At 51.0% G+C, this 24,895-nt stretch carries 19 protein-coding genes; 5 read left to right on the top strand and 14 right to left on the bottom strand.

Going from position 1 to position 24,895, the window contains the following annotated elements; genetic code table 11:
* Nucleotides 1-224: 224 nt before the first annotated feature.
* The 3 genes from BMX22_RS11250 to iorA are packed head-to-tail and all read right to left on the bottom strand — an operon-like array spanning nucleotide 225 to nucleotide 3,894.
* On the bottom strand, nucleotides 225-1,460 hold the full coding sequence (locus BMX22_RS11250; RefSeq protein ID WP_074742540.1) for a phenylacetate--CoA ligase family protein: 1,236 nt from the start codon (nucleotides 1,458-1,460) through the stop codon (nucleotides 225-227).
* A 21-nt stretch (nucleotides 1,461-1,481) separates the two neighbouring features.
* Entirely contained in the window at nucleotides 1,482-2,054 is a 573-nt protein-coding gene (locus BMX22_RS11245) for an indolepyruvate oxidoreductase subunit beta (RefSeq protein WP_074742539.1), read from the bottom strand.
* Nucleotides 2,047-3,894 carry an indolepyruvate ferredoxin oxidoreductase subunit alpha gene (gene iorA / locus BMX22_RS11240; RefSeq protein ID WP_074742538.1) on the bottom strand — a complete coding sequence of 616 codons (1,848 nt, stop codon included), beginning with the start codon at nucleotides 3,892-3,894 and terminating at the stop codon, nucleotides 2,047-2,049. The genes BMX22_RS11245 and iorA overlap by 8 nt, the downstream gene beginning before the upstream one ends.
* A 499-nt stretch (nucleotides 3,895-4,393) precedes the next feature.
* On the opposite strand from iorA, the gene BMX22_RS11235 reads away from it, so the two are divergent.
* The gene (locus BMX22_RS11235) at nucleotides 4,394-6,100 is read left to right on the top strand and encodes a GGDEF domain-containing phosphodiesterase (protein ID WP_177173021.1); all 1,707 of its coding nucleotides are present in this window, start codon (nucleotides 4,394-4,396) and stop codon (nucleotides 6,098-6,100) included.
* 218 nt (nucleotides 6,101-6,318) lie between these two features.
* Here the strand turns inward: BMX22_RS11235 and BMX22_RS11230 are convergent, their stop codons facing one another.
* Both BMX22_RS11230 and BMX22_RS11225 read right to left on the bottom strand, forming a co-directional pair.
* The gene (locus BMX22_RS11230) at nucleotides 6,319-7,053 is read right to left on the bottom strand and encodes a hypothetical protein (RefSeq protein ID WP_074742537.1); all 735 of its coding nucleotides are present in this window, start codon (nucleotides 7,051-7,053) and stop codon (nucleotides 6,319-6,321) included.
* Entirely contained in the window at nucleotides 7,050-8,030 is a 981-nt protein-coding gene (locus tag BMX22_RS11225; RefSeq protein ID WP_074742536.1) for a radical SAM/SPASM domain-containing protein, read from the bottom strand. The genes BMX22_RS11230 and BMX22_RS11225 overlap by 4 nt, the downstream gene beginning before the upstream one ends.
* A 227-nt stretch (nucleotides 8,031-8,257) precedes the next feature.
* Between BMX22_RS11225 and BMX22_RS11220 the strand changes: the two genes are divergently transcribed.
* From BMX22_RS11220 to BMX22_RS16520, 3 genes are all read left to right on the top strand, one after another.
* Nucleotides 8,258-8,830: a TetR/AcrR family transcriptional regulator gene (locus tag BMX22_RS11220; protein ID WP_074742535.1), complete on the top strand. Its 573-nt coding sequence runs from the start codon at nucleotides 8,258-8,260 to the stop codon at nucleotides 8,828-8,830.
* Nucleotides 8,831-9,096: 266 nt separating this feature from the next.
* Entirely contained in the window at nucleotides 9,097-10,059 is a 963-nt protein-coding gene (locus BMX22_RS11215; protein ID WP_074742534.1) for a hypothetical protein, read from the top strand.
* A gap of 514 nt (nucleotides 10,060-10,573) precedes the next feature.
* Complete coding sequence (locus BMX22_RS16520; RefSeq protein WP_081349183.1) at nucleotides 10,574-13,921, top strand: WG repeat-containing protein; 3,348 nt, start codon at nucleotides 10,574-10,576, stop codon at nucleotides 13,919-13,921.
* 132 nt (nucleotides 13,922-14,053) lie between these two features.
* On the opposite strand, the gene pncB is transcribed toward BMX22_RS16520, so the two are convergent.
* The gene (gene pncB, locus BMX22_RS11205) at nucleotides 14,054-15,253 is read right to left on the bottom strand and encodes a nicotinate phosphoribosyltransferase (protein WP_074742533.1); all 1,200 of its coding nucleotides are present in this window, start codon (nucleotides 15,251-15,253) and stop codon (nucleotides 14,054-14,056) included.
* 673 nt (nucleotides 15,254-15,926) lie between these two features.
* On the opposite strand from pncB, the gene BMX22_RS11200 reads away from it, so the two are divergent.
* Nucleotides 15,927-18,212 carry a bifunctional diguanylate cyclase/phosphodiesterase gene (locus BMX22_RS11200; protein ID WP_074742532.1) on the top strand — a complete coding sequence of 762 codons (2,286 nt, stop codon included), beginning with the start codon at nucleotides 15,927-15,929 and terminating at the stop codon, nucleotides 18,210-18,212.
* Between the two features lie 104 nt (nucleotides 18,213-18,316).
* Here BMX22_RS11200 and BMX22_RS11195 read toward each other — a convergent pair whose 3' ends face one another.
* From BMX22_RS11195 to ylxM, 8 genes are all read right to left on the bottom strand, one after another.
* Complete coding sequence (locus BMX22_RS11195; protein WP_074742531.1) at nucleotides 18,317-19,654, bottom strand: aspartate kinase; 1,338 nt, start codon at nucleotides 19,652-19,654, stop codon at nucleotides 18,317-18,319.
* Between the two features lie 409 nt (nucleotides 19,655-20,063).
* A complete protein-coding gene (locus BMX22_RS11190; protein ID WP_074742530.1) occupies nucleotides 20,064-20,477 on the bottom strand; it encodes a bis(5'-nucleosyl)-tetraphosphatase in 414 nt (137 codons plus the stop codon).
* Nucleotides 20,478-20,885: 408 nt separating this feature from the next.
* Nucleotides 20,886-21,824 (bottom strand): LysR family transcriptional regulator, encoded by a 939-nt coding sequence (locus BMX22_RS11185; RefSeq protein ID WP_074742529.1) that lies wholly within the window; start codon nucleotides 21,822-21,824, stop codon nucleotides 20,886-20,888.
* A gap of 370 nt (nucleotides 21,825-22,194) precedes the next feature.
* Nucleotides 22,195-22,428, bottom strand: coding sequence for a KH domain-containing protein (locus BMX22_RS11180; protein WP_031562738.1), 234 nt, complete (start codon nucleotides 22,426-22,428; stop codon nucleotides 22,195-22,197).
* A gap of 80 nt (nucleotides 22,429-22,508) precedes the next feature.
* Nucleotides 22,509-22,751, bottom strand: coding sequence for a 30S ribosomal protein S16 (rpsP, locus tag BMX22_RS11175; RefSeq protein WP_031562736.1), 243 nt, complete (start codon nucleotides 22,749-22,751; stop codon nucleotides 22,509-22,511).
* Between the two features lie 62 nt (nucleotides 22,752-22,813).
* Nucleotides 22,814-23,041: a hypothetical protein gene (locus tag BMX22_RS11170; protein WP_074742528.1), complete on the bottom strand. Its 228-nt coding sequence runs from the start codon at nucleotides 23,039-23,041 to the stop codon at nucleotides 22,814-22,816.
* Between the two features lie 96 nt (nucleotides 23,042-23,137).
* Entirely contained in the window at nucleotides 23,138-24,520 is a 1,383-nt protein-coding gene (gene ffh / locus BMX22_RS11165; RefSeq protein ID WP_074742527.1) for a signal recognition particle protein, read from the bottom strand.
* Nucleotides 24,521-24,553: 33 nt separating this feature from the next.
* On the bottom strand, nucleotides 24,554-24,889 hold the full coding sequence (gene ylxM, locus BMX22_RS11160) for a YlxM family DNA-binding protein (RefSeq protein ID WP_074742526.1): 336 nt from the start codon (nucleotides 24,887-24,889) through the stop codon (nucleotides 24,554-24,556).
* Nucleotides 24,890-24,895: the final 6 nt, after the last annotated feature.

The raw sequence follows: 24,895 nt of genomic DNA, 5'->3' as shown, positions 1-24,895 counted from the left end.
CAGAGCTCCTGTTATCGAAGATAACCCATTATACCATTATTTCAATGATTTTGCAACAATGATCTCAGAAACTTCCCGTCATTTCCTCGAAACCTGCTCCGAACGCGGCAAAAAGCTCCAAGTACAAGTACAAAGTAAATAAAAGCAGCACCGCACAAAGCCCGAATAAGGCAATGTGCGGTGCTTTTTAACTTCGTGAGCCCCCTATGGGGCAAAAGTCGGCATCAGTCGTAGCGCTCGTCTATAACGCGGGCGGTCTTTTTCATACTTCTCGGGAGCACGCCTATCTCCACTATCTTAACGATAGGAGTGAAGCCTATGCGGCTCTTGACCTTCTCGGCAATGCGCTTGCTGAGCGAAGCCCAGTCGTGGTCGCCCGTTGCCTCGACGTAGATACGCATGGTGTCCTTGCCGTCGAGGTGTGATATGCGTATCTGATACTCGCTCGATATCTCATCGAATGAGCCGATGACCTCCTCTATCTGGCTCGGGAACACGTTTACGCCCTTTATCTTCATCATATCGTCTGTGCGACCCATGATGACGTCGATACGCGGGTAACAGCGTCCGCACCTGCACTTGCCTGGGACGATCCTTGACAGGTCGTGAGTGCGGTAGCGTATGAGAGGCGCGCCCTCCTTGACAAGGGTGGTGATGACTATCTCGCCTACCTCGCCGTCGGGGACGTTTTTGCCTGTTGCGGGGTCGATTATCTCAAGGTAGATGAAGTCGTCCCAATAGTGCATAGCCGTCTCGCCGGGGCAGTTTATACCGATACCTGGACCGTAAATCTCGGTGAGCCCGTAGATGTCGAAGAGCTCTATCCCCAGCTCGTTATGGATACGCTCGCGCATCTTGTCGCTCCAGCGCTCCGAGCCGATAACGCCTTTTTTCAGGTGTATCTTATCCTTGATGCCGCGCTTTTCTATCTCCTCGGCGAGCAGGAGGGCATATGAAGAAGTCGAGCAGAGGACCGTGCTCTTCATATCCTGCATCATCTGGAGCTGCTTGTCGGTGTTGCCGGGACCCATCGGAATTACCATAGCCCCCAGCTTCTCAGCGCCGTTCTGGAAGCCTATGCCTGCCGTCCACAGACCGTAGCCGGGAGTTATCTGTATGCGGTCCAAATTAGTAATACCAGCTGTTTCGTAACAGCGCCTGAACATTATAGCCCAGTCGTCAACGTCCTTTGCTGTGTAAGGGATTATTACGGGAGTACCCGTTGTACCCGATGACGAGTGAATGCGTACTATCTCCTCCTCGGGAGCAGTCATGAGCCCGAGTGGGTAAGCGTCACGGAGGTCGCTCTTCTCCGAGAAGGGCAGCTTCCCGAAGTCCTCTGCGGTGCGTATTTCCGTAATGCCTGCTTCCTTCAGCTTCTTTCCGTAGAAGCTTCCTGCTTTTTCAAGTGCCTGTATGCGGCTGTTGACGAGTTCTATCTGCTTTTCTGAGATCTGCATGGTCGTTCGTTCCTTTCATGATCACATATTATGTCTCAGAGCCTTTTCGTTGAGCTCAACGAACTGTGGTTTTACGCTCTTCTTCATTGCTTCTGCTGCGTCGTCTGTTGTGAACGGCAGAACGCCGCTCCTTATCGCCTCGCCGAGCATCACCATGTTCAGCACCTTCGGTGAGCCGAGCTCGCGGCAAACGCTGTCGCCGTCCACTGTTATCAGATTTTCTGTCGTCTTTCTCAGGTAGTCAAGCATTTCCGTCCCGTTGTAGTCCGAAGCCTTCAGCGCCGCAGTGACGGGCATTATCGGTCGCGTATTCACGATGACCGTACCGCCGTCCCTGAGATAAGGGAGCATCCGCACAGCCTCGGCGGGCTCGAAGGCGATGATGATGTCCGCCTGCTTCTGACCGAACATCGGGCTGTAAATGCACTCTCCGATGCGCAGGAAGCTGAAAACGCTTCCGCCCTTCTGAGCCATGCCGATAGTCTCGGCGCTCATGACCTGAAGTCCCTTTTCCATTGCGCATGAGGCGGTGAGCTTCGACGCAAGGACGATGCCCTGTCCGCCCACGCCGCAGAGCAGGATATTCTTATTCATTACGCTCACCTCCTATAGCATTCACGGGGCATACCTGACTGCAAAGTCCGCAGCCCGTGCAGAGCGTACCGTCTATCGTGACCTTGCCGTCGGAAATGACGATTCCTGGACATCCGAGGCTGTTTATGCACTTCCTGCATCCGATACACTTGTCTTCACTGATGCTGTACGGCTTTTCGGGCTTGATGAGCACCGCACACGGCGACTTGAATATTATCGCCTTTACGCCCTTTTCAGCGGCAACGCGCTTCACGGTCTCCACAGCCTTGCCGAGGTCGAGCGGGTCCGCGGTCTCGACAGTTTTGAGCCCGACGCCGCGGAGTACAGCCTCGATATTGACCTTGTCGACCACCTGTCCCATCATCGTGCGGCCTGTGCCTGGGTGAGGCTGATGACCTGTCATTGCGGTCGTGGAGTTGTCAAGGACGATGAGTGTCATATCCGCCTGATTGTACACCGCGTTTATCGCGCCTGTTATCGCAGAGGCGAAAAACGTCGAATCTCCGACGAATGCGAAGCAGGTCGTATCAGGCTCTATCTTGCCGATACCCTGAGTGATGTTGACCCCCGCGCCCATACAGAGGCAGGTGTCCACCATGTCGAGCGGCATGGCGTTGCCGAGGGTATAGCAGCCGATATCTCCGCAGAATACAGCCTTTTTGCCCTTCATCGCTTCCTTTACCGCATAAAAGCTCGCTCTGTGCGGACATCCCGCACACAGCACAGGCGGACGTATCGGCAGCTCGGGAGCAGGCGGCAGCTCTGCCGCGGGCTTTTTCTCCCACCCCAAGAAGTCGGCAATGTCTGCGGCAACGCTGTCGCAGGTGTTTTCACCCGCAGTCTTTACATTCCCCGTCAGCTTGCCGAGTATCTTCGTGCCGAGGTGGTACTTTCCGCAGATATAGGTCAGCTCGCGCTCGATAACGGGGTCGAGCTCCTCAATGCAGAGCACCTCATCGAGCCCGCTCAGGAACTCGACCGCAAGCTTCTCGGGGAATGGAAAAGGCGTCGAGACTTTGAGCACCTTCGGAGCTTCTCTTCCCGCGAGCGCCTCCTGCACATAGGTGAAGCTGATGCCGTGCGAGGCAATGCCCTTCCTTACGGAAGCCTGATTTTCGAGCGTTCTGCCGATGCAGTATGTGCGCTCGTCCCCGATGATGTAATTGCGGCTGTAGTCCGAGAAAACGTCGGAGAGCTCGGCATTGCGCTTCTCTATGCTGATGTGCGCGTTATACGAAAGGCGCGGGAAGATGACCCATTTCGACGAGTCCTTCACAAAGCCCTCGGGCTTATTCTTCACGCACTCGCTCTCGTCCTTTACCTCTATCGATGCATAGCCGTGACAGACGCGCGTGGTAGGTCTGAACAGGACGGGAGTGCGGTATTTCTCCGAATACTCGAACGCCTCCTGTATCATATCGTATGCCTCCTGCACCGACGACGGGTCGAAGCACGGCAGCTTCGAGAACGACGCAAAATGGCGGGTATCCTGCTCCGTCTGCGAGGATATCGGACCAGGGTCGTCCGCGACCATAATAACCATACCGCCCTTTACACCGATGTAAGCAAGGCTCATCAGCGGGTCTGAGGCGACGTTTAGCCCGACCTGCTTCATGGTCACCATTGAGCGCGCTCCGCAGTAAGCCGCACCTGCGCCGAGTTCGAGAGCAGCCTTTTCGTTTACCGACCATTCGACATAGATGCTGCCGTCGTTATATTTTGCAGCAGTTTCGAGCACCTCGGTCGAAGGCGTGCCCGGATAGCCGCTTATGACGTTGAGACCTGCGGCGACTGCACCTCGGGCAATGGCAGCGTTGCCCATGAGAAATTCCTTGTGCATTGTTTTCCTCCTTTGGGATATACCTTTATTAGAACTAAAAACATTATATCATCGCCAACGATAAATGTCAATTCCACACCCCGTGCCGCATTTGACAAGCTGCTGCTTTGAAGATATAATTGATGTCAAACAGTCACGCGCGACGACCTCCTCAACAGGGCGTAGGGCTTCGACTACTTCGGCAGCGACCGTGTGCGGATACAGACTCACCGTAAACTGTAGGGACAAAAAATTCACAGCAGCATTAGAATTCTGAAAAAACCGCCGTATTCAGCCATTTGGCTCATACGTATCGCAGGTATCTTACGGGGCAGGCCCTTCCAAGGAGAGGTCTGCCCCTTACCTTTTGTTTTGAAAAAATAAATAAAATCCTGAAACCTGTTGCAATTTTTTTATTTATATGTTATAATTGAAATGCAGCATCGCCACGCAAAGCCATCAGGCGGTCTTTGTACGGTGCTGCCTATAGCTTGCACATATGCCGAAAGGAGGCATCTTTGTGGAGACATCAAGTGAAAAATACTATATGCTGCTTGAACAGCTGCTCTCGGAAATGAATAACCTACGAAGTTTCGACCGCGACAGATTCATCAGTGTGCTCACCGAGCTTTGCGAGCTCTTCCGCATCTCCAAGGGTGTGACCGAGTTCTACACGAATGAAGAAAAGGAGCGCCTCGGCGAGGGCGAGATCATCTGTGACTACGACAACGGAAAGGGTGGACCTGCTATAATCGAGCACCGTGTCCTCACCAAGTCGCAGGCTGTCATCAAGGGCACTATCTACCGTCCCGAGGACGAAGAGCCTCTCTCGGAGCGCGATATGCAGAGGCTCGACCTCATAGAGCGCCAGCTGCTCAGTTTTGTTGCGCGCAACAGGCTCGCCTCAGCGGTTGAAGCCCTCGGATTCTATGACGACTTCGGCTTCAAGAACCGCCGTGCCTTCATGCGACAGGCGGAAAGGCTTAACAGTCAGGGCTTGCTGAAAGGTCGCTATACCGCTATAATGCTCAATCTGCGCCACTTCTCCGTCATCAATCAGGATATCGGCAGAGCAAACGGAGACATCGTCCTCCGCAACTTTTACAAGCTCATAGCCGCCATAGCCGATACCGACGGTATCATCAGCCGTCTCGGAGGAGACTCCTTCATCGTGCTGATACGCAACGAGCTTCTCGAGCACGTTATGTCGCTTCTCCGCGGAGTCCCCATATACTACGACAAGGAAAACGAAAGGCGCGTACTTGTTTCCGCGAGCGCAGGAATATTCAAGATACCCGAGGATTTCAACTTCCATTCGCGCAGCGCTATTATGGACAGGATGCTCAGCGCCTACCAGACCGCCAAAGCAGAGGGCGGCGAGTCCATAACCTTCTACAGCGAGGACATGATAAAGAAAAAGGGCGAGGAAATGCGCATCATACAGCTCTTTGAGCCCGCCCTCAGCAAGAAGGAATTCAAGGTTTTCTACCAGCCAAAGGTCGACGTGAATACGGGCGAAGTCATCGGTGCAGAGGCGCTCTGCCGCTGGCAGCACGGCGACAATCTGATATCTCCCGCCGCATTTGTCCCGGTCCTTGAGCAGAGCAACGACATCTGCCGCCTCGACTTCTACATCCTCGACATCGTGTGCTCGGATATCCGCAGGTGGCTCGACGCGTGCATTGAGCCCGTGAGGACATCGGTCAACCTCTCGCGAAAGCACCTCATAGACGTTGACCTGCTCCACCACATCATCGAGATAATAGACAGACACGGCGTACCGCACCAGTACATAGAGATAGAGCTCACCGAGACTACCACAGACGTCGAATTCCGCGTACTGAAGCGCATTGTAAGCGGTTTGCAGGACGAGGGCATCTGCACCTCTGTCGACGACTTCGGAATGGGCTATTCCTCTCTCAACCTCATCCGCGAGATACCGTGGAACGTTCTGAAAATAGACCGCTGCTTCCTTCCCGCCGACAACGAGAACGACCAGAGCGTCACGAGCCTGATGTACCGTCACGTTGTAGCGATGGCTCTGGATATCGGGCTTGAATGCATCACGGAGGGCGTCGAGACCACGAAGCAGATAGAGATACTCCGCGCCAACCACTGCCGACACGCTCAGGGCTATATCTTCGACAAGCCGCTGCCGCGCGACCAATTCGAGAAGGTGCTGAATATGCACAGATACGACCTCGAAAAGATACTCAGCGAGCATTAGCGCGTGAAACAGGCAAAAAGCCCCCTTAATGCAGAATGTTCCACGTGGAACATTCTGCCCGCACACAGTGTGAGAGCGAGGATACAGGCTCTGTTTCACAGGCTTTCAGACAAAACATTTTGCCCCTATGGGACACTTTCCTGATTCTGTTTGTATCAGGACGACCCATAGGGGCAAGTTTTTGGATATCAGCCTAAACGGATATTGTTATTGAAAAATCAGCACGCTCCGCTCTCGCAGTCTGGATACACGGGGAGGTCATACTCGGCTATCTCGCCTGCGTCAACTCTCTTTATCGTAAGGGCGTCCATAGGTGTGACGCCGTCGCCCGGGTTATAGCAGTCTGCGGATTTCTGAGCAGAACGGGGCATAGAATATTTGTCTTTGTTGGCGATGAACTGCAGTATTGCCACGGAATCGGCTAGCGACAGTTTTCCGTCTGCGTTGGCATCGCCGTAGTGAATGTCCATTATTCCGCCCGCGATCCATGTGTCTTCGGTAGAGGTGGAAGTGTATTCTGACGTCGTTGTGCCTTCACAATATGTTGTCGTTTCAGTCGTGGTGGTCGTTGTATACGGTCCGACCTGTGTGCCTATCATAGCCGTGCCGCCCCACTCGTCGGTGGTGGTGGTAGTGGTCACAGGTCCTACCTCTGTGCCGACTGTGTAGATAGGCTCTGTCACGGGAGTACCTATGATATCACCCGCGAGGTATGTCGCATCAGGCATCATCTCGCCCTCATAATATGTGTCCTCATACATTGTCGTAAAAGGCTCTGCGACTGTGGTGCCGACCATAGTAGTGGCCAACTGCTCGAGTTCGGTGTCGGATATCATCGCGACGCCCTCAGTCTTTACGGCTTCATTCTCGGACGCGGCTGTGGCTGCATTCACCGAGGTGCCGACAGCGACTGTGGCTAAAAGCGCGGATATCTCTTTTGTGAATTTTCTCATGGTCTCTTTCCTCCTTTATCATTGGCAATTATTTCAAGTGCAGTAAGTATCTGCACCTGTTCCTCCATACAAGCGGCTTCGGAAATGTCTCTGACAGTTCCCGTCGTCGCCATTTTTCTGCACGCGCAGGAGTTGCGGCAGTATTCCGCTATCTCGCAGCCCTTGCAGCGCTCCGAGCGCATGGGATAGTCGGGGTGGGCTTTCCTTGTCTGCTCGGCTTGAATGCCGACGGACACATCTCCGCAGCGGTATTCGGGTATGTTCTGGAACTGTACGCAGGGGTAGAAGCGGCCGTCCCAGTTGATGAATATTTTCTTTTTGCATATCTCGCAAAGGCTGGACTTTTTGTTCCTGATAGTATCAATTTTCGTGGCGAGCTCATACACGAACAAATCGGGGATAGAAGCTATCTTCCGCCACTGCTCGCGCATCATGTCGCCAAAGCTGTCGGGGTCGCTCGGGTCGAGGAACGAGTCCATAGTCGCCGAGACCTTCTTTGCTCCGAGCTCTTTGAGATACAGGATATTGTCGTACAGCTTTGGGAGCGTCTCCTCGGTATAGACGAGCTGCACCAGCGCCTTCGGCTGATACTTCAGCAGCAGTTTCAGGTTCGCATCGAGGAGAGCGGTATCTGCTCCGCGCTCGGGACAATCCCTGCCGTCGTGCGACATATTGATGATAACGCTCCTGCCCTCGCACCATTTCAGGAAGTCCTCGTCGAGAAGCGTGCCGTTGGTAGTGATGACGAAGCGGTTTGCTCTGAGTGTTTCGATGTAATATTTTACGGTGTCCTTATACAGCAGCGGCTCGCCTCCGAAGAGGTATACCGTATCCGCATCACTGCGGCTGTTTATGAAGTCGGCTATCTGCTTGCGGGTCTCGCCGCCGATGCAGCCGTATTCCGTATTAAGATGCCTTTCGTAGCAGTAGCTGCATCTGAGATTGCATTTATTCGTGATACTTATAGTATAGTCCATTTCATCATCCCGATCCGCATAAAAACAAATATTTTGTTCAGGTTTGGAATCATTATATCCTATTCTTACATAAAAGTCAAGTAAAATTTGAAATGGTCGTATGCTGCGGCGTTGACTATTATTGTTATATGGTGTATAATAAATGTGTTCTCATTGCCCCGCACTTCGTTCGCGGAGGGCAAAACAGACATTGATAAAGACAACAACTATATGGATCGGTGATAAAAATGAGTGAAAAGAAGACCGACAGACGCACTCTCAAGACCAGAAAAGCGATATGTGACGCCTTTGCAGAGCTGCTCGCGAATAAGGAACTGCACAAGATAACCGTGCAGGAGATAGCCGACAGAGCCGATGTGAACCGCGTTACCTTCTATAAGCACTATCTCGACGTCTACGACCTCTATGACAAGATAGAGGAGGACGTTCTCGTCGAGCTCGGACTGCTGATACTACAGCTTGATGAGCTTCGTTCGGAGGAGTTCTTCTCCTGCCTCATCGGCTATATCAGGGATAATAAGAGCGTTTTCGGCATGATATTCTCGCGCAACGGCACAAACGACCTGCGGGAGAAGTTCGGCAAGCTGATGGAGGGACTTTTCCGCAAGCTGATAAGCGAGCAAAAGGACAGCAGGCTCAATGACGGACACATAGAGTACCTCAGCTGCTACCGTGCTCAGGGCTGTATCGCGGTTGTGGAGAAATGGGTGCTCGGCGGTCTTTCCGAACCCGAGAGCTTCATCGTGGGGATACTTTCAGACCTCGACAAGAATACGGAAAATTTTATAATGAAGAATTGATTTGCGGCGCCTGATCTCGGTATCAGGCGCCGTTTTCGCAGTTTACGGGACGACAGGCTCTGCTTTTCTGCTGCACCTGCGCCCGCTTTTTTATGATACAATTTTCAGGTCGGATGTAGTTTTGTTTACACTTCGCCTCCCGAGTGTAACTTTAACTACATTTCGGCGGCATATTATCTGTTGAACGGACCGAAATACTGTGGTATGATATAGTCATGGAAAACACAAAGCGTAAAAAAAGCGCAGAAAAACAGGAGGAAAAAACAATGAGAAATTTCAACGCACAGAACAAGGTAAACAACGTAAAGGGCAGCAGAAAGACTGCTCCGATGATAATAGCAGCCATCGCTGCTCTCGCAGGTGCAGCAGTTATGCTGACGGGCTGCGGCTCAGACGTCCCTGCATCTTCACTTCCCGCATCCGGTGCATCAGTAACGACTTCTGTATCGACAACGGCAGCAGTAACGACCGCTTCAACGACCGTCAAGGCTGAGACAAAAACCACAGGTACAAACGCGGTAAAGGCTGAAAACAAGGCTTCAAATACAAACGCAGTAAAGGCAGAGCAGCTTTCTGCCGAAAATACAGCGGCAAAGAACACTGCTCCCGCAGCCGCCGCAAAGGCTGACAACATCGGCATTGACGAGGCTGCGGCTATCGCAAATGTAAGAGAGCAGATCGGCTCTGGCGCGCAGATCATCAGCTGCACAAAGGGTACTGCTCCCGACACGGATTTTGCCTGCTGGGTGATCGTTGCAGCTCCCATAACTAACGGCAGCACTCCCGAGACAGTAACATATTACTCGGGCTACCAGTTCTGCTACACCTTCGAGAACGACAATGCCCGCAATGCAACTGCAAGCGACGGACAGAACCCCATGATGAACTTCATCGGCACATACTCAAACGGACGTGCAATGATGACCGTTTCCTGCTGCGGCACCGATCAGGCTGCAATACACATTTCATGGAGCGGCAGCGTTTCCGAGACAAGTGTCTGGGATATGAGCGGCAAGGTGGATTGCCGCGATGAGGGTATTTGTGTATCCTATGATAACTGTGTAAGGAAGTCCTACGTATACAACGAGAACGGCGAGGTTGTAAGCGAAACCGTGGATTATCAGAACGGCAGCGGCGAGATGAATTTCGTGTTTGCAAGCAACAACGTTTACTGGTATGACGCCGTTGAGGGCGCAGGCGAAGGACAGGTCTTCACTTTCTGCGGCTGATACGTAAAGTCAACGCCTCAAGGGCTGTACGCATACAGAAGCATTACGGAGTATTTATTGAGGGAAACCCTTTTGAAAAAGGGTTCTCCCTCAAACTCCCTTCCTAAAACTTTCAATTTAAATTTTGCCCCTATGGGGTACTCTCCTTGTATGGAAAGAGTTAGTCTTTTTTTTTCATGAGAGTACTCCATAGGGGCAAAATTTGGACTAAAAGTCTTTGGAAAGGGGCTCGGGGGTGACTCCCCGCAGTGCGGGGAGATGTCGCGAAGCGACAGAGGGGACCGCCGCTGTTGGCGGAACCTTTCTTCAGAAAGGTTTCCCCCGATAAGTGTCCCGTAATGCTTCCGTATAAGTACAGCCCTTAAAGCGTTGACTGTTTTGTTGAACAGGCAATAATTGGTATTGCATATATAATTATTATACGCACATATTGACAATCATATATAACAGTGGTATAATTGTGTTGTATTTGGAGGCTTTTGTCTCTGAAAATAAGATGTGAAAGGGTGGTTTTATGAACAGACCATTGAGAAAGCTCATAGCTTTCTCCGCAGCTGCGGCAATGCTGGCAAACATCCCGCTAATGACCTCGAGTGCCAAGTATGTCGCAGAGCAAATAACCGACAAGGAATTTGAAAGCCTTGTTGAGTATCCCGACAGGAACGTGTACATCGAGAACGGTACGCCCAAGGAATTCGCCACAGGTCAGCAACTCGTCGTAGTTGACAAGGACGGCAGCACCAAGCTCATATCGCTCGACGAAGCTATCACGAGCGGCATATGCTACGCTACTACGACGATGGGCATATTTGACTTCATCATGCCTACCACTTCCGACTACGGCTTCAACTTCATGGATCCGAATATCAGATTCGGAAACGCAAGCGGGACGATGATAGTCGGCGGCAATAAGGGAAACAAGCTGCTTGATGCCGACGGCGGCGTCATCGCGGAATACCACGCTATCAAGCGCCTTAACGATACCTACTTCACCGTATACGACATTGACAGGAAAGTGGGCGTTATAGATGTGAGCGGCAAGGTCGTCATCGAGCTGACCGACACCGCTGAAAACATATTCCTCTGTCCTGACGGGAAAAAGTTCTTCATTGACGGCAAGGAAGGCGACTATTTCACCGACCTGAGCGGCAAGACCATTTCTCCCGTCTATGAAGAGGCGAAAGAGTATGTTCGCGATAATCATTACAATCACTGTTACTGGGCTGCTTATGATGATAATTTCTACAACGAGCCCGACTATAATTATACGCTCTCAAAATATTACAGGATAAAAAAAGACGGCAAGTATGCTATTATTGATTCGGACGATTTTAAGCAGGTCACCGATTATTTCGATACGCTCGACTTTAAGTCGTGGAGCAATTTTGATTGGTATGATGATTACTTTATAAAGGGCACAGATCAGCTTTATGACAAGGACGGCAATGCTATCCCCGACCAGTTCAGCTATACTTATTTCGATGAAGCCCTTAATAGACTGGGACAGTTCAGCGATGCAGAGAACAATATCAAAGATTACTCTCACGCGACTGTTTACTATCGTGATGAAAACGGCGAAGATATAAATTTGCATAACCCAGGCGATTTCAAGGGAGCAAAAGTCGAGTTCTTATTGCACAGGAGCGAAGAGGGCTCATACGATAAGCTCCTCAATTCCGATATGGAGACTCTCCTTGAGGGCGACAGCATCAGCACGTCACATTTTTATGTCAGCGTCAGGAAGGACGGCAGCTCCGTTTACTATAACGGAAAGCTTGAAAAACTGGGAGAATATGATTCCTTCAATCAAATAGGTAACTGCTACGTTGCTGCATCGGGCGATAAATGCGTTATCTATAACAATTTCCTTGACGAGGTGATCGACGACAACGCACCTGCCGATATGGCAAACCTTAAGTGGGTATCCTACAACGACTATAAAGCCAACATAACAGTTAATTACTATTACATCAAAGACGGCGATTCGGTAAAGATATTCGACACTGCTCTCAAGCCCGTTGATACGGTGGAGGTCACCGAAGATCAGAACTATCTGGTCAGCAGCGATTACAGAGTATTCGTTTACGACAAGGAATACGATACCCCTCAGCCCGCAGGAGACTGCTTCTATCTCACGAAGGAGGGCGAAAGCGGCAAAGTCGTTGATATCAACGGCGATCTTGTTGCCGAGATACCGAGCGATTACAACCTCATCCCGGGCGCGGGCGTGTTCTACAATCAGGTCGGCAGCGAGCTCAGCTTCTACAACTACAAGGGCGAGTTCATAAAGAAGTTCGATTCGTACGGTGAATTCCGCCCCACGACAAGCACCGACTACACATATGTCATAAACGGCAAGGATGAGGAGTCGGGCAAGACGGCTTCCTACATCTACAATGCAAAAAGCAATGAGATAGTATATTCTCAGGTAGGAAAGTACAACAATGTCGAGCGCATCGGAAACGAGTATGTCAGAACTATCGTCTACCCCGAGGATATGGCAGCAGACTCAACGGACGGCGGCAACTATCTCTGGTCCAATGATGACGGCTACAAGATAGGTCTGGATAAGATCGACGGTACACAGCTTATCGCTCCTATGGCAGACATAACAGTCGATGTGGAAGAGCATTGCTATGCAGGATCTGCAAATCAAAACGAGCGCGACAAGACAATAGATACTATCTACAGCGACGGCACATCTCCGAATCGCTCCGTGGGACCTTACGACCTGCCCGCAACAGGAAATAATGACAGCGGATATTTTGTGATAAACGCAGTTTATGTACCTATAAAGGACTTTGCTCCCGATTTCGCGAAGGACAATTCTTTCGGCATCGCGGTAAAGACGCAGTTCGGCAACTACATCATCATCAATGACGGCAAGTGGGGCATGGCAGACGCTGACGGCACCGTCATCTGCGAGCCCAAATACACGCGTATTTACGAGTTTGCGGACGGCATAGCCTTCGCAGAAGAGACCGAACCTGTAACCGCTACTGTCAAGGAAGAGCATTACAACGGAGAAACCAACACATACGAAACAACAGACGTCGAAAAGACGGGTAAGATAATCAAGCTCGGACTTGTCTCCAAGGACGGCGCCGAGATACTTCCGCCCGCTCAGGCAGACTGCACTTTACCGATAGAAATGCCCGAGAAGACCGGTATATACCGTTATGAGGATACGTTCTATGTACAGAAGGGTAAAACTACCTTTGACCGATTTACGTATCAGAGTACATTTGAAGGCAATGATTATATCTATAAGGGCAGCTATTACTACAACGATTTCAACGATAAGTACAAATACGACTCCGCAATCCCGTGCGGCGACCTGTACATAGTCAGGAAGAACGGCTTGACAGGCGTAGTTTCCTCCGCGAATGAGGTCGTAGTGCCGATAGAATATGCGAATGTATTGTATGTTCCGAGCACAGAGAAAATGGTCGTGCTGAAGCAGAGCAAAAAGATGAAAGACCTTGTTGCCGACCCGCGTTTCAGCACACCTATCACAGACCTCGATGACGGCTCAAAGATCATCAACCTGATGACCTCCGACGGAAAGATAAAGGCGTATCAGATACGCGAGACCGAGGATCCGATCCCATTCGGAGACCCGAACAATGACAGCAAGATTGATGCAAAGGACTCCTCATTGATACTTGTGGCTTATTCAAAGGCTTCCACGGGCGATGATGACGGTCTTACGGCTGAACAGAGGGCAGCTGCCGATGTCAACTCCGACAGCAAGGTAGACGCTAAGGACGCTTCGACCATTCTTGCGTACTATGCACTTGTTTCGACATCTGCGGGTGATGTTCCGACACTGAAGGATTTCGCAGCACCCAAGGAGAAGTGACCTTCCCCGACACTTCAGCAGGTCACTCATTCCGATACTTCACCTGAAAACACAGAAAAAAAGACAACGCCGAAAGGGAAAAACCTTTCGGCGTTTCTTATACGGACGCGGATATTTGCCTTAGTAAAGCGCTTATTTTGCAGCTTCTCTTTTCAATCTGAAATCGACGGAGCGTTTGAGGTATTCGAGGTAGTCCTCGTCGCGGCACATAGCCTTGCCGATATCGTCCGAGAGCTTAGCGACGGGTCTGCCGTTCACATACTGGAGCTTGATGACGATATTCAGCGCCTTCTCCTCAGTATCATTCGAGCAGAAGGTACCGATCCCGAACGACACCTTTGACTTATCGCAGAAATACTCATGGAGCTTCTGAGCTCTGTCGAAGTCGAGGCTGTCGCTGAACAGCAGGAGCTTGGTCTTGGGGTCGACGCCATAGCTCTTATAGTGGGCTATGATCTTGTCACCCCAGGCGTATGGGTCGCCGCTGTCGTGGCGGACGCCCGTATAGTTATTGACCATAGAGCGGTTGAAATCGAGCAGGAAGAGGTCAGTGGTAATGGTATCGGTCAGAGCCGTACCGTTATCGCCGTCGTATTCGTCGTACCAGTCCTTCATGGCATAATGGTTGGTATAGGCGAGCGGGATCGAATCAATACCCTGATACATCTGCACGAACTCGTGTGCATAGGTTCCGATAGGGGTAACATCGTACTTCATCGCGAGGTAAACGTTCGACGTACCCACGCAGTTCTTGGTCTCGGTGACAAAGCGCCTTACAACGACGTCCTCCCACTCGCGTGAGAGTCTTCTGCGGCAGCCGAACTCCGCGAATTTGAAAGTATAGGAGCCTTCGTTCATAGCCTTTATCTTGGCGTCGAGGCGCAGCTCGGCGGAGCTTCTCAGCCTCTCGTAGTCGAATTTCATGCGGAAGTACACCTCATTGACGATCTCGAGGAGGTAGATTTCGAACTGCATAGCCGAGAAGAGCGGACCGTCGACGACTATTTGAAGCTGACCGTCAGCGTCGAGCTCAGCGGTCACGTAGTCGCGGATCGGGTGCCACAGGCGCAAAAATTCGACATAATCGTCCTTGATGAAGCGTATCGAGCGGAGGTAATCGAGCTCCTCCTTTTTGAAGGAAAGGGTACATAGGTGGTCGATCTGCTCGTTGATCTCCTGCACCATTTCGGGAGTAAAAACGACGTCCTTATTGCGGCATTTAAAGAAATACTGCCCGCAGAGGTCGGTATGCTTATGGAAAATGACCTGATCCATATTGAACTTATAGAGGTCGGTATCGAGGAGAGAAATGACGATAGGTTCGAGCTTCATAGCGATGATTCCTTTCTGTCCGAAGCGAAGTCGGTGTAATTATTAACGTGGCAAATAATATCAACAAAAACCGCGAAGCGGAAATTGCGGGGGTTCGGGGTGAGGCTCTCACCCCGGCAGGGGGTGACCCGAGGGGGACAGCGTCCCCCTGAGAAGCAGGCAGGCGAGCGCAGCAACGCCTGCCGACCGTCCCGTACATCCTCGCCTCGGCGCAGCCCGACGAAACATCCACCGATACTAAATATCAAAAAAACGCGAAGCGGAAATTCCCTCCGCCGAGGGGACAGCGTCCCCCTTGAGAAGCAGGCAGGCGGCGAAGCAACGCCTGCCGACCGTCCCGTACATCCTCGCCTCGGCGCAGCCCGACGAAGCATCCAACGATATTATATTGCCGAAGTAATATTAATAATGATAACACATTCCGAATAAAAAATCAAGCGCACCCACAGCTACATCTTGTCGAAAACTCCGCCGCCCCCACAAGATATAGTCCCCTTGCTGTGGCTGCATTCTTTTTTGTCCGCATTTGGCAAAAAAACGTGTACAAGTTGTAAATTTTTATCAAAATTGTTGCAAATCTGACTTTCCTGTGCTATAATAGATGTATCCTTTGGGATTCAGATATAGATTTATGGCAACACCGCACGCGGTGCTGCTTGACTCAGGTGATTTTATGAGAGACCAATTTTCTGTCATATTTGTTTTCCTGATAATAGCACTCTGGAGCTGCTCGATAGCGGCTTTGCAGTCGAAACGCACCATCGGCTCGACGGTCGCGCTGTTCACAGCTGCGATAACACCGCCTATTATCGGAAATCTGATAATAGTCCGTGCGGGAACACCTCTTCCCGCGACGATAGGCTATTACATATACTTTCTCGGCATGGACCTGATGATATGGTCGATGCTGAAATTCGTCATGGAATACTGTGATTACAAGTGGAAAAAAAGCGTTCTGAGGTTCATACTGGAGATATTCCTCGCAGCGGACATACTCCAGTACGGCTTTGACCCCTTCTTCCATCAGGCATTCACGACCGAGCCCATACAGGTAGACGGCTACAGCTACTACCGCCTTGTCCCCCGCCTCGGACAGACCTTCCACCGCACGGTGGTATACGGCATACTCTTCGTGATACTGATATTGCTGCTCGTAAAGGCACTGCGCTCCTCGCGGATATACTCCGAGCGCTACTCCGTCATCTTCGGCACGCTCGTGCTGGGGTCGCTGTGGCAGACCTTCTACATCTTCTCGCGCAAGCCCATAGACCGCTCGATGATAGGCTTCGGCGTGTTCGGACTTCTCATCTTCTACTTCTCACTGTACTACCGTCCCATGCGGCTCCTCGACCGTATGCTCGCGAATATCGCCTCCGAGATGTCGGAAGCCCTGTTCTTCTTTGACTCCAACGACAAGTGCATATGGGCGAATGCTCCCGCACAGGAGCTCACCAATGTGACCGAGGAGACCTTCGACAAGGCCTCCGAGCGTCTGAACAGCAAGTTCGGCAAATGCACGGGCAAGCCCGACAACTGGTTTTCGGGCTTCGTTATCGGAGAAGACGACGAGGCGGAGTATTACGTCATAGAGAACCACCACATCACCGACGACAGGGGCAAATTCGCGGGCTCGTTCCTGACGGTGCGTGACAACACGAAAGAACAGCGAAAGCTGAAGCGCGAGATGTACAACGCCACCCACGACAGGCTCACAGGGCTGTATACCAAGGAATATCTGTATCAGCGCATAAACGAGGAGCTGAACGACAACCCTGGCATCAGGCGCTGTATCCTCTCGCTCAACGTCCGCAACTTCAAGGTAGTCAACGACATATTCAGCTCGGAGTTCGGCGACAAGGTGCTGATATTCCTCGCCGAGCGCATACGTGCCGAGCTCTCCGACAACAGCCTCTTCGGCAGGCTCGGCGGCGACATATTCGGCGCGTGCGTGCCCTCAGACGAGCTCAATATCGAGCACCTTGAACGGAAGCTGTCAAATTTCCGCGTAGCCGACATAAACATCGACTACGACATACTCATACACGTAGGAGTGTGCGAGATAACCGACACTGACACCGATATCGCCGTGCTGTTCGACCGCGCACATCTTGCGATACAGACGATAAAGGACGACTATCACAATCACATCGCCATATACGACGACGAAATGCGGCGTAAGGTGCTGTGGGACCAGCAGATATCCACACAGCTCGCAGGCGCCATACAGGACGGTCAGATACGCCCTTACCTACAGGCTATCGTCGATACAAACGGAAAGATAGTCGGCGCAGAGGTGCTCGCGCGGTGGGCACACCCGACAGAGGGCTTCCTGCCGCCCGGGATGTTCATACCCGTATTCGAGAAAAACGGCATGATAGTTGAAGTAGACAGGTTCATGTGGCAGAGCGCCTGCGAGATACTCGCCCGCTGGCAGGACGAGGGCTCGGACCTCTTCCTGTCGGTCAATATCTCGCCGAAGGACTTCTACTTCATGGACGTCGCCGCAGAGATAAAAGGGCTCGTGAAAAAGTACGGCATAGCCCCCGCACATCTGCGGATAGAGATAACCGAGACCATAATGATGACCGACATAGACAGCAAGATGAAGATACTCGGCGAGCTCCGCGAAGCGGGCTTCATCGTCGAGATGGACGACTTCGGAAGCGGCTATTCATCGCTGAATCTGCTCAAGGATATCCCCGTGGACGTGCTGAAGATAGACATGACTTTCCTCAGCAGGACAGCGGACGTACTTAAAGCGCAGACCATACTCCGCAACATCATCAATCTCTCGGACGACTTGGGCATATCAGCGCTCACAGAGGGCGTCGAGACCGAGAACCAGTATCACGTGCTCTCGGAAATGGGCTGTCGGATGTTTCAGGGATATTACTTCTCAAAGCCGATACCCGTCAGTGAATTTGAAGCTCTCTGCCGCTCGGGGACTACCCCCGAATAACTCTGCTATCCGCTGACAAATCAATACCGAAACCTTACATTTTCCTTTCTTCATATTCTATACAAAGAAACAGCCATAGGGTAAAGCCCCTATGGCTGTTTCGCTTACTGCTTTTCGGAATTGATAAACATATCGTAGATACGGCGTATCGCCTCGGGGAGGTCGTTCTCGCTCACACCGATGATGACGTTGAGCTCACTCGAGCCCTGGTCGATAAGCTTTACATTTATCCTTGCGTGAGCCATTGCCGCGAAAACGCGCGCAACAGTACCGCGGGTATTCTTCATACGTCTGCCGACAACAGCGAGGATAGCGAGACCGTCCTCGACGTCGATGTGGTCGGGCTCGACCTCACGGCGAAGCTCGGCGATGACCTTGTCGCGTACAGGCTCGAGCCTTGCGGTCTCGAGAGTGATGCTCATAGTGTCGATACCCGAGGGCATATGCTCGAACGAAAGACCGTTGTCGTAAAGGACTTTGAGCACCTTCATACCGAAGCCGTGCTCGTTGTTCATCATAGCCTTTTCGATATTGATAGAGCTGAATCCCTTCTTGCCCGCGATACCGGTGATAGTGTGACCGAGGCTCTCGCGGCTGAAATCGTGGTCATTTGAGACTATCATCGTGCCCGCGTCCTCGGGAGCGTTCGTGTTGCGGATATTTATCGGGATACCTGCCGAGCGCACGGGGAATATAGCGTCCTCATGGAGGACGGAAGCGCCCATATAAGCGAGCTCGCGGAGCTCACGGTAGGTGATGGTCTCGATAACGTCGGGCTTGTCGACGATACGGGGGTCAGCAACGAGGAAGCCCGAAACGTCGGTCCAGTTCTCATATATCTCGGCTCTCACGGCGTTGGCGATGATAGAGCCCGTAACGTCCGAACCGCCGCGCGAGAATGTCTTGATGACGCCCTCTGTCGTCCTACCGTAGAAGCCTGGGATAACAGCGTTTTCGAGCCCCTTCAGGCGCTCGCGGGCAGCCTTTACGGTCTCCTCAAGGAGGAGGCTTCCCTTGGTATTGAACACGATAACGTCAGCGGCGTCGACAAAATTGAAGCCGAGGAATCTCGCAAGCACCTTTCCGTTGAGGAACTCACCGCGGCTTGCGGCGTAATCCTTAGCAGGACGAGCCTTGAGCTCGCGCTCGATAGTGTCGAACTCCTCATCGAGCGACATATCCATGCCGAGCTCTGAGATGATACCGTTGTAGCGGTTTTTAATGAGCTGAAGGTCATCTGAGAAGTCAACTCCGCTCCCTGCGAGCTCACAGCACTTGTAGAGCATATCGGTCACTTTAATATCGTCGGAGAATCGCTTGCCGGGAGCAGACGGCACAACGAAGCGGCGCTTGTCGTCGGACTTGATGATAGCGGCGACTTTTCTGAACTGATTGGCATCAGCGAGCGAGCTTCCGCCGAATTTAACAACTTTATAAGACATAAAAAAACCTCTTTCGGATCAATAATAATACAACAATATAAATTATACCTTAAAAAAAGGGGAAAATCTATTGACAGACCGCCAAATTTAGCGGAGAGAAGCACTGTATTTTTGGTGAATACGCTTGTACGCGAGTGACGGACAGCGCATCCTGTTATTTTCGGACAAAAAAAGAACGAGAAACTCTTGGGGGACAGTTTCTCGTTCTTTTTTATAAAGGATGAAATTAGAGAAAAACTTTAAAGAAAGCGTGTGTTATGATGTATCCGCTCTTTCTATGGTTTTATTATAGCACAGTATTTCGCGGAAATCAAATATATAATTTTTATCAGCTCATATGATTGGCATATTATTGTTTATATCAATTAATCAAATAGCGTGATATATTTATCATATACACAACAGTCTCTTACAGAGCTTCTTTTATAGCAGATTTAGCTTTGGTGACTATAGTTTTATCGTTCTCGTAGGAGAGGATATTTGAGGCATATGAGATATCGACCCAGCGCACCTCAGCTATCTCGTCCTCCTGCGGGTGATAATCGACATTTCGGGCTCTTGCGAGGAAATACACAACCACCTTCATAGTATCCTTTTTAGGCGAATAGGTAACGGTCTCGCGGAAGGTAGGGTCGATGATGACGTCGATATCGGTCTCTTCCTTTATCTCGCGCATAGCGGTCTCGACCTCGGTCTCGCCGTCCTCGACGTGACCTTTTGGGAACGACCAGTGTCCGCTGTTGATATGCTTGATGAGGAGTATCTCGGTATTGCCGTGGTATTTACGATAAACAATAGCTCCGCATGATTTTTCGTGAAGCATATTATGTCCTTTCTTGCCATCTGAGGCATAATTTCGGAGCCGTCAGCCGCGCTCCTGTTAGTGTCATACTTATTATATCATATAATTGATAAAAAAGCAACAGGCGCGGCGAAAAAGTATGCGGTCAAATCACCTATGCCGCGAAATTGGCAGCGCGGACACCGCGCTTATATCATATAATTGTTAAAAAAGCAACAGGCGCGGCGAAAAAGTATGCAGTCAAATCACCTATGCCGCGAAATTGGCAGCGCGGACAGAAATCTATGATCAGGCGAAAGACGTCCGCCCGACAAAAAAAGTGTCCGCAAAGCGGACACCATAGACTGTAAAAACTGTTTTCGTGACATCGTCCCTGCGAAAGCACTATACGGCACAGCGCCCCGATAACGCGGGCATACGCCCCAGCGTTCACTCTTCCTCGGTGCCGATAGCCTTCTCGACGAATCCCGCCATAAACTCGATAAATTCTTTTATGAGGCGGTTATTCTCGTTGCTTTTCTTACAGACAACGAGGTCGCGCATACGGATATTGGCATACGAGCATTTTTTCACCACAACGCCGCCGTCGGGGAAAGCCTGCTTAGGAACGGGCGAGACCCACATGAAAGCATTCTTCAATGTATTCATGAGGCTCATCTTGCTTCCGCGGTCATAGACATAGAGGAGGCGGTTCTGCGTATCTTCGGGATATTCGGGGTTTACGCAGTTCTTGCCGAAGACGCTGAGCTCATCGTCGCCGTGAAGTATCTGCACGCAGTTCGCGAGCTCCTCGAAAGGAACGTCGTCATACTTAGCGAGCGGGTTATCAGCGCGCATAAGGAGCTTCATGGTATACTCCGTAACAGTGCGGCAGCTCAGCTTGCGGCTTTTCAGCTGCTCTGCGTACACGCCGAGCTGACTTGAAGGAATGCGGATAATGCCGATATCGGCGCGTCCGCCGCTCACATCCTCAATAATTTTATTGGTAACAGACTCGGTAAGGTGAATGCCGATCTTATCGGTATCGGAAAAAGAATTGACCCAGATACCGAGAGCGGCAGCCACATAAGTAGAGATCGTAGATTCTATCCTGAGTGAAACGGTATCATCGGCTCTGTTGGAGTAATCAGCCTCAAGGCTGTGCATACTCTCGACTATCTCCTTAGCTCTCAGCAGGAAATCCTCACCCTCGGGAGTGAGCACCATTCCGTTGGGAGTACGCCAGAATATCTGCATACTTATTTCCGATTCGAGCTCTTTGAGCGCGATACTGATATTAGGCTGAGCCTGATATAGCTTTTTCGCAGCGGCAGTGATACTGCCCTCCTGTGCGATAGCGATGACATATTCCAATTGCTGAAGCTTCATATTTCTCCCCTCACTGCAAATATATTCAGCTTATATTATATCATATATAAAAACTATATTCAAGTAAAAAACCAATGTTATTCAACATTTTGTAAAATATGACAAGAATGATATGTATTCAAAGCTGTTCAATGTAGAAAATGTCCGTAAAAACTGTCATACAGCAAAGATCCGTCTATAACCGCGTTGACCGCACAAAGGCTTATAGTCCGAATTTTCGGGAAAAGAGATAGAGGGAGGATCCTTTTGAAAAGGTTCCTCCCTCAATAATAGGTATAAAATCCTGTACGGATATCGCCCTGACGGGGCAGATAATTTAAGGCAATACCGCACAAAGCCTTCAGGCGGGCTTTGTGCGGTGTTGCCTTAATTATTCGATAGTAACAGAGACCTTGAGGTCACTTTTTGCGGCGCCTGCTCTCATAATAGTTCTGAGAGCCTTAGCGATCCTGCCCTGCTTTCCGATAACGCGACCCATATCGTCGGGAGCGACAGAAAGGTGGAAAACGATAACGCCTTCGGCGTCGGGCTCGTCCTCGACTATTTTTATAGCCGACTTGTCCTCAACGAGGCCTGCGGCTATCGCATATAATAAATCTTTCATAATAACCTCCGAGAGCTTTCGGAACAGAGGCAGAGACAGATTGTCCCACCTCTTCCGCAGCTATTGCATAAGAATGCTTCTTACAGAATGCCTTCCTTCTTGAGGATAGCCTTTACAGTATCTGTAGGCTGAGCACCCTTGCCGATCCACTCCTTAGCCTTATCAGCGTCTATCTTAACAACTGAGGGCTCCTTAGTGGGATCATAGTAGCCGATCTCCTCGACGAAACGACCGTCTCTGGGGTATCTTGAATCAGCTACGACTACACGATAGAAAGGAGCCTTCTTAGCGCCCATTCTTCTGAGTCTGATCTTTACTGCCATTGTATATTCACCTCCGTAAGTTTAATGTATATTCAAGCGGCGGGAGACCGCATTGAAAGCTGTTAATCTATCGCCATTGCGGAGTCGACAAACTTGGAAGCGATAATTATCGCTATGCCGATGACGTATATCACCAGCCGCAATATTTCCTGTTTTTCCTCGTCCTTAGCGATCGCATTTGCAATATACTTTGAGACACCGATAAGAATGGCTCCAATGATAAGCATGATGATTCCGAAAGGAGTTTCATACCTGAGAGTTATCAGCGACATTACCATATTACTGAGCATAAGTATCTGCCTGTTGCAGCGGGAGCTCCCCGCCGCCCTTTCTCGTGGATATATCAGATCTCAACGCCGAAGCTGTCTGCGGGCTTGGTGCCCTCATCAGAACGGCAGATCTCCTCCGCCCTTGCCTGCCATCTTGTCGAAGTTCATTCCCGCGAGCTGCTTACGCGCCTTGCGCAGGTTCATCTTACTGTTCTTGCCTGTGAACTGCTTCATCATCTTCTGCATCTGCTCGAACTGCTTCAGCAGGCGGTTTACGTCCTCGACCCTGTTGCCCGAGCCCGCGGCGATGCGCTTCTTGCGGGAGGGATTGATGATAGAGGGCTTGGCTCTTTCAGCCTTAGTCATAGAGGTGATGATAGCCTCCACGCGGTTGAGCTGGCTGTCGTCGACATCTACGTCCTTGAGCTTGTCACCCAGTCCGGGGAGCATACCGATGATGGACTTCATCGAACCCATTCTCTTTATCTGCTTCATCTGGTCGAGCAGGTCGTCCATATCGAAGGTATTTTCCTTGAATTTCTTGGTAAGCTTTTCCGCGTCCTTCTGGGACATAACGTTCTCAGCCTTCTCGATAAGGGTAAGCACGTCGCCCATTCCGAGGATACGCGAAGCCATACGCTCGGGGTGGAACTGCTCGAAATCGTCGAGCTTTTCGCCCATGCCGACATACTTTATGGGCTTACCCGTAACAGCGAGTACGGAGAGCGCCGCACCGCCTCTTGTATCGGAATCGAGCTTAGACATCAGCACGCTTGTGATACCTACGGCTTCATCGAAAGCCTTGGCAACATTTACAGCATCCTGACCCGTCATAGCGTCGACAACGAGCATGATCTCGTCTGGGGTAGTGAGCTCCTTGATTTTCTTGAGCTCATCCATGAGCGCCTCATCGACGTGGAGACGGCCCGCGGTGTCGATTATGAGCACATCATTCCCGTGATCCTTTGCGTGTGCGAGAGCTTCTCTCGCGATGATCACGGGGTCTGTCTGACCCATTTCAAACACCTTTACGTCAGCCTTCTGACCAACTATCTGCAACTGATTTATAGCGGCAGGACGGTATATATCGCAGGCTGCGAGCAGAGGGCGATGTCCCTCTTTTTTGAGCATTTTCGCGAGTTTAGCGGCGTGGGTGGTCTTACCCGAACCCTGAAGGCCGCACATCATGATGACCGTAGGCGGCTTGGACGCGAAATTTATCCTTGCGTTGCTGTTTCCCATGAGGGAAACGAGCTCGTCGTTTACGATTTTGATCACCTGCTGAGCAGGAGTGAGGCTCGCGAGCACTTCCTCGCCGACGGCTCTCTCCGAGACCTTCCTGACGAAGTCCTTGACGACCTTATAGCTTACGTCAGCTTCGAGCAGAGCGAGCTTTACCTCGCGCATAGCCTCATTGACGTCGCTCTCGGTAAGCTTGCCTCTTGATTTCAGCTTCTTGAAGACGTTGTTCAGTTTTTCGGAAAGACCTTCAAATGCCATGTAGACGCCTCCTTTGGGGTATATATAATGGTATCAGAGCAGTTCCTCACTGCGCTTCACCTGTAAAAGTATCGCATTTCTGAGCTTTTCGTCGGGTATCAGTTCCGCCTCCTCCGCGATAGAGGAGAAGCAGTCGCGCATTTTTCCGAGGCGGTCGGCGAATCCGAGCCGTTCCTCGTAGCCGAGGAGGATATTTTCGGTGCGTTTGATGAGGCTTCTCACCGCCTGACGGGTTATCCCGAGCGGTGCGCCTATCTCGGCGAGCGAAAGGTCCTCGCAGTAGTAAAGCTCCATAACGCTGCGCTGATGCTCGGTGAGCAGGTCTCCGTAGCAATCGAGCAGCATGACGAATTTAAGCTCTTTAGCCATAACTTT

Origin of the sequence: Ruminococcus sp. YRD2003, assembly GCA_900109435.1 — a bacterium.
Classification (GTDB): domain Bacteria; phylum Bacillota; class Clostridia; order Oscillospirales; family Ruminococcaceae; genus Ruminococcus; species Ruminococcus flavefaciens_G.
The sequence above is the reverse complement of the archived record's forward strand: the minus strand, read 5'-3'. Positions and strand labels throughout refer to the sequence as shown.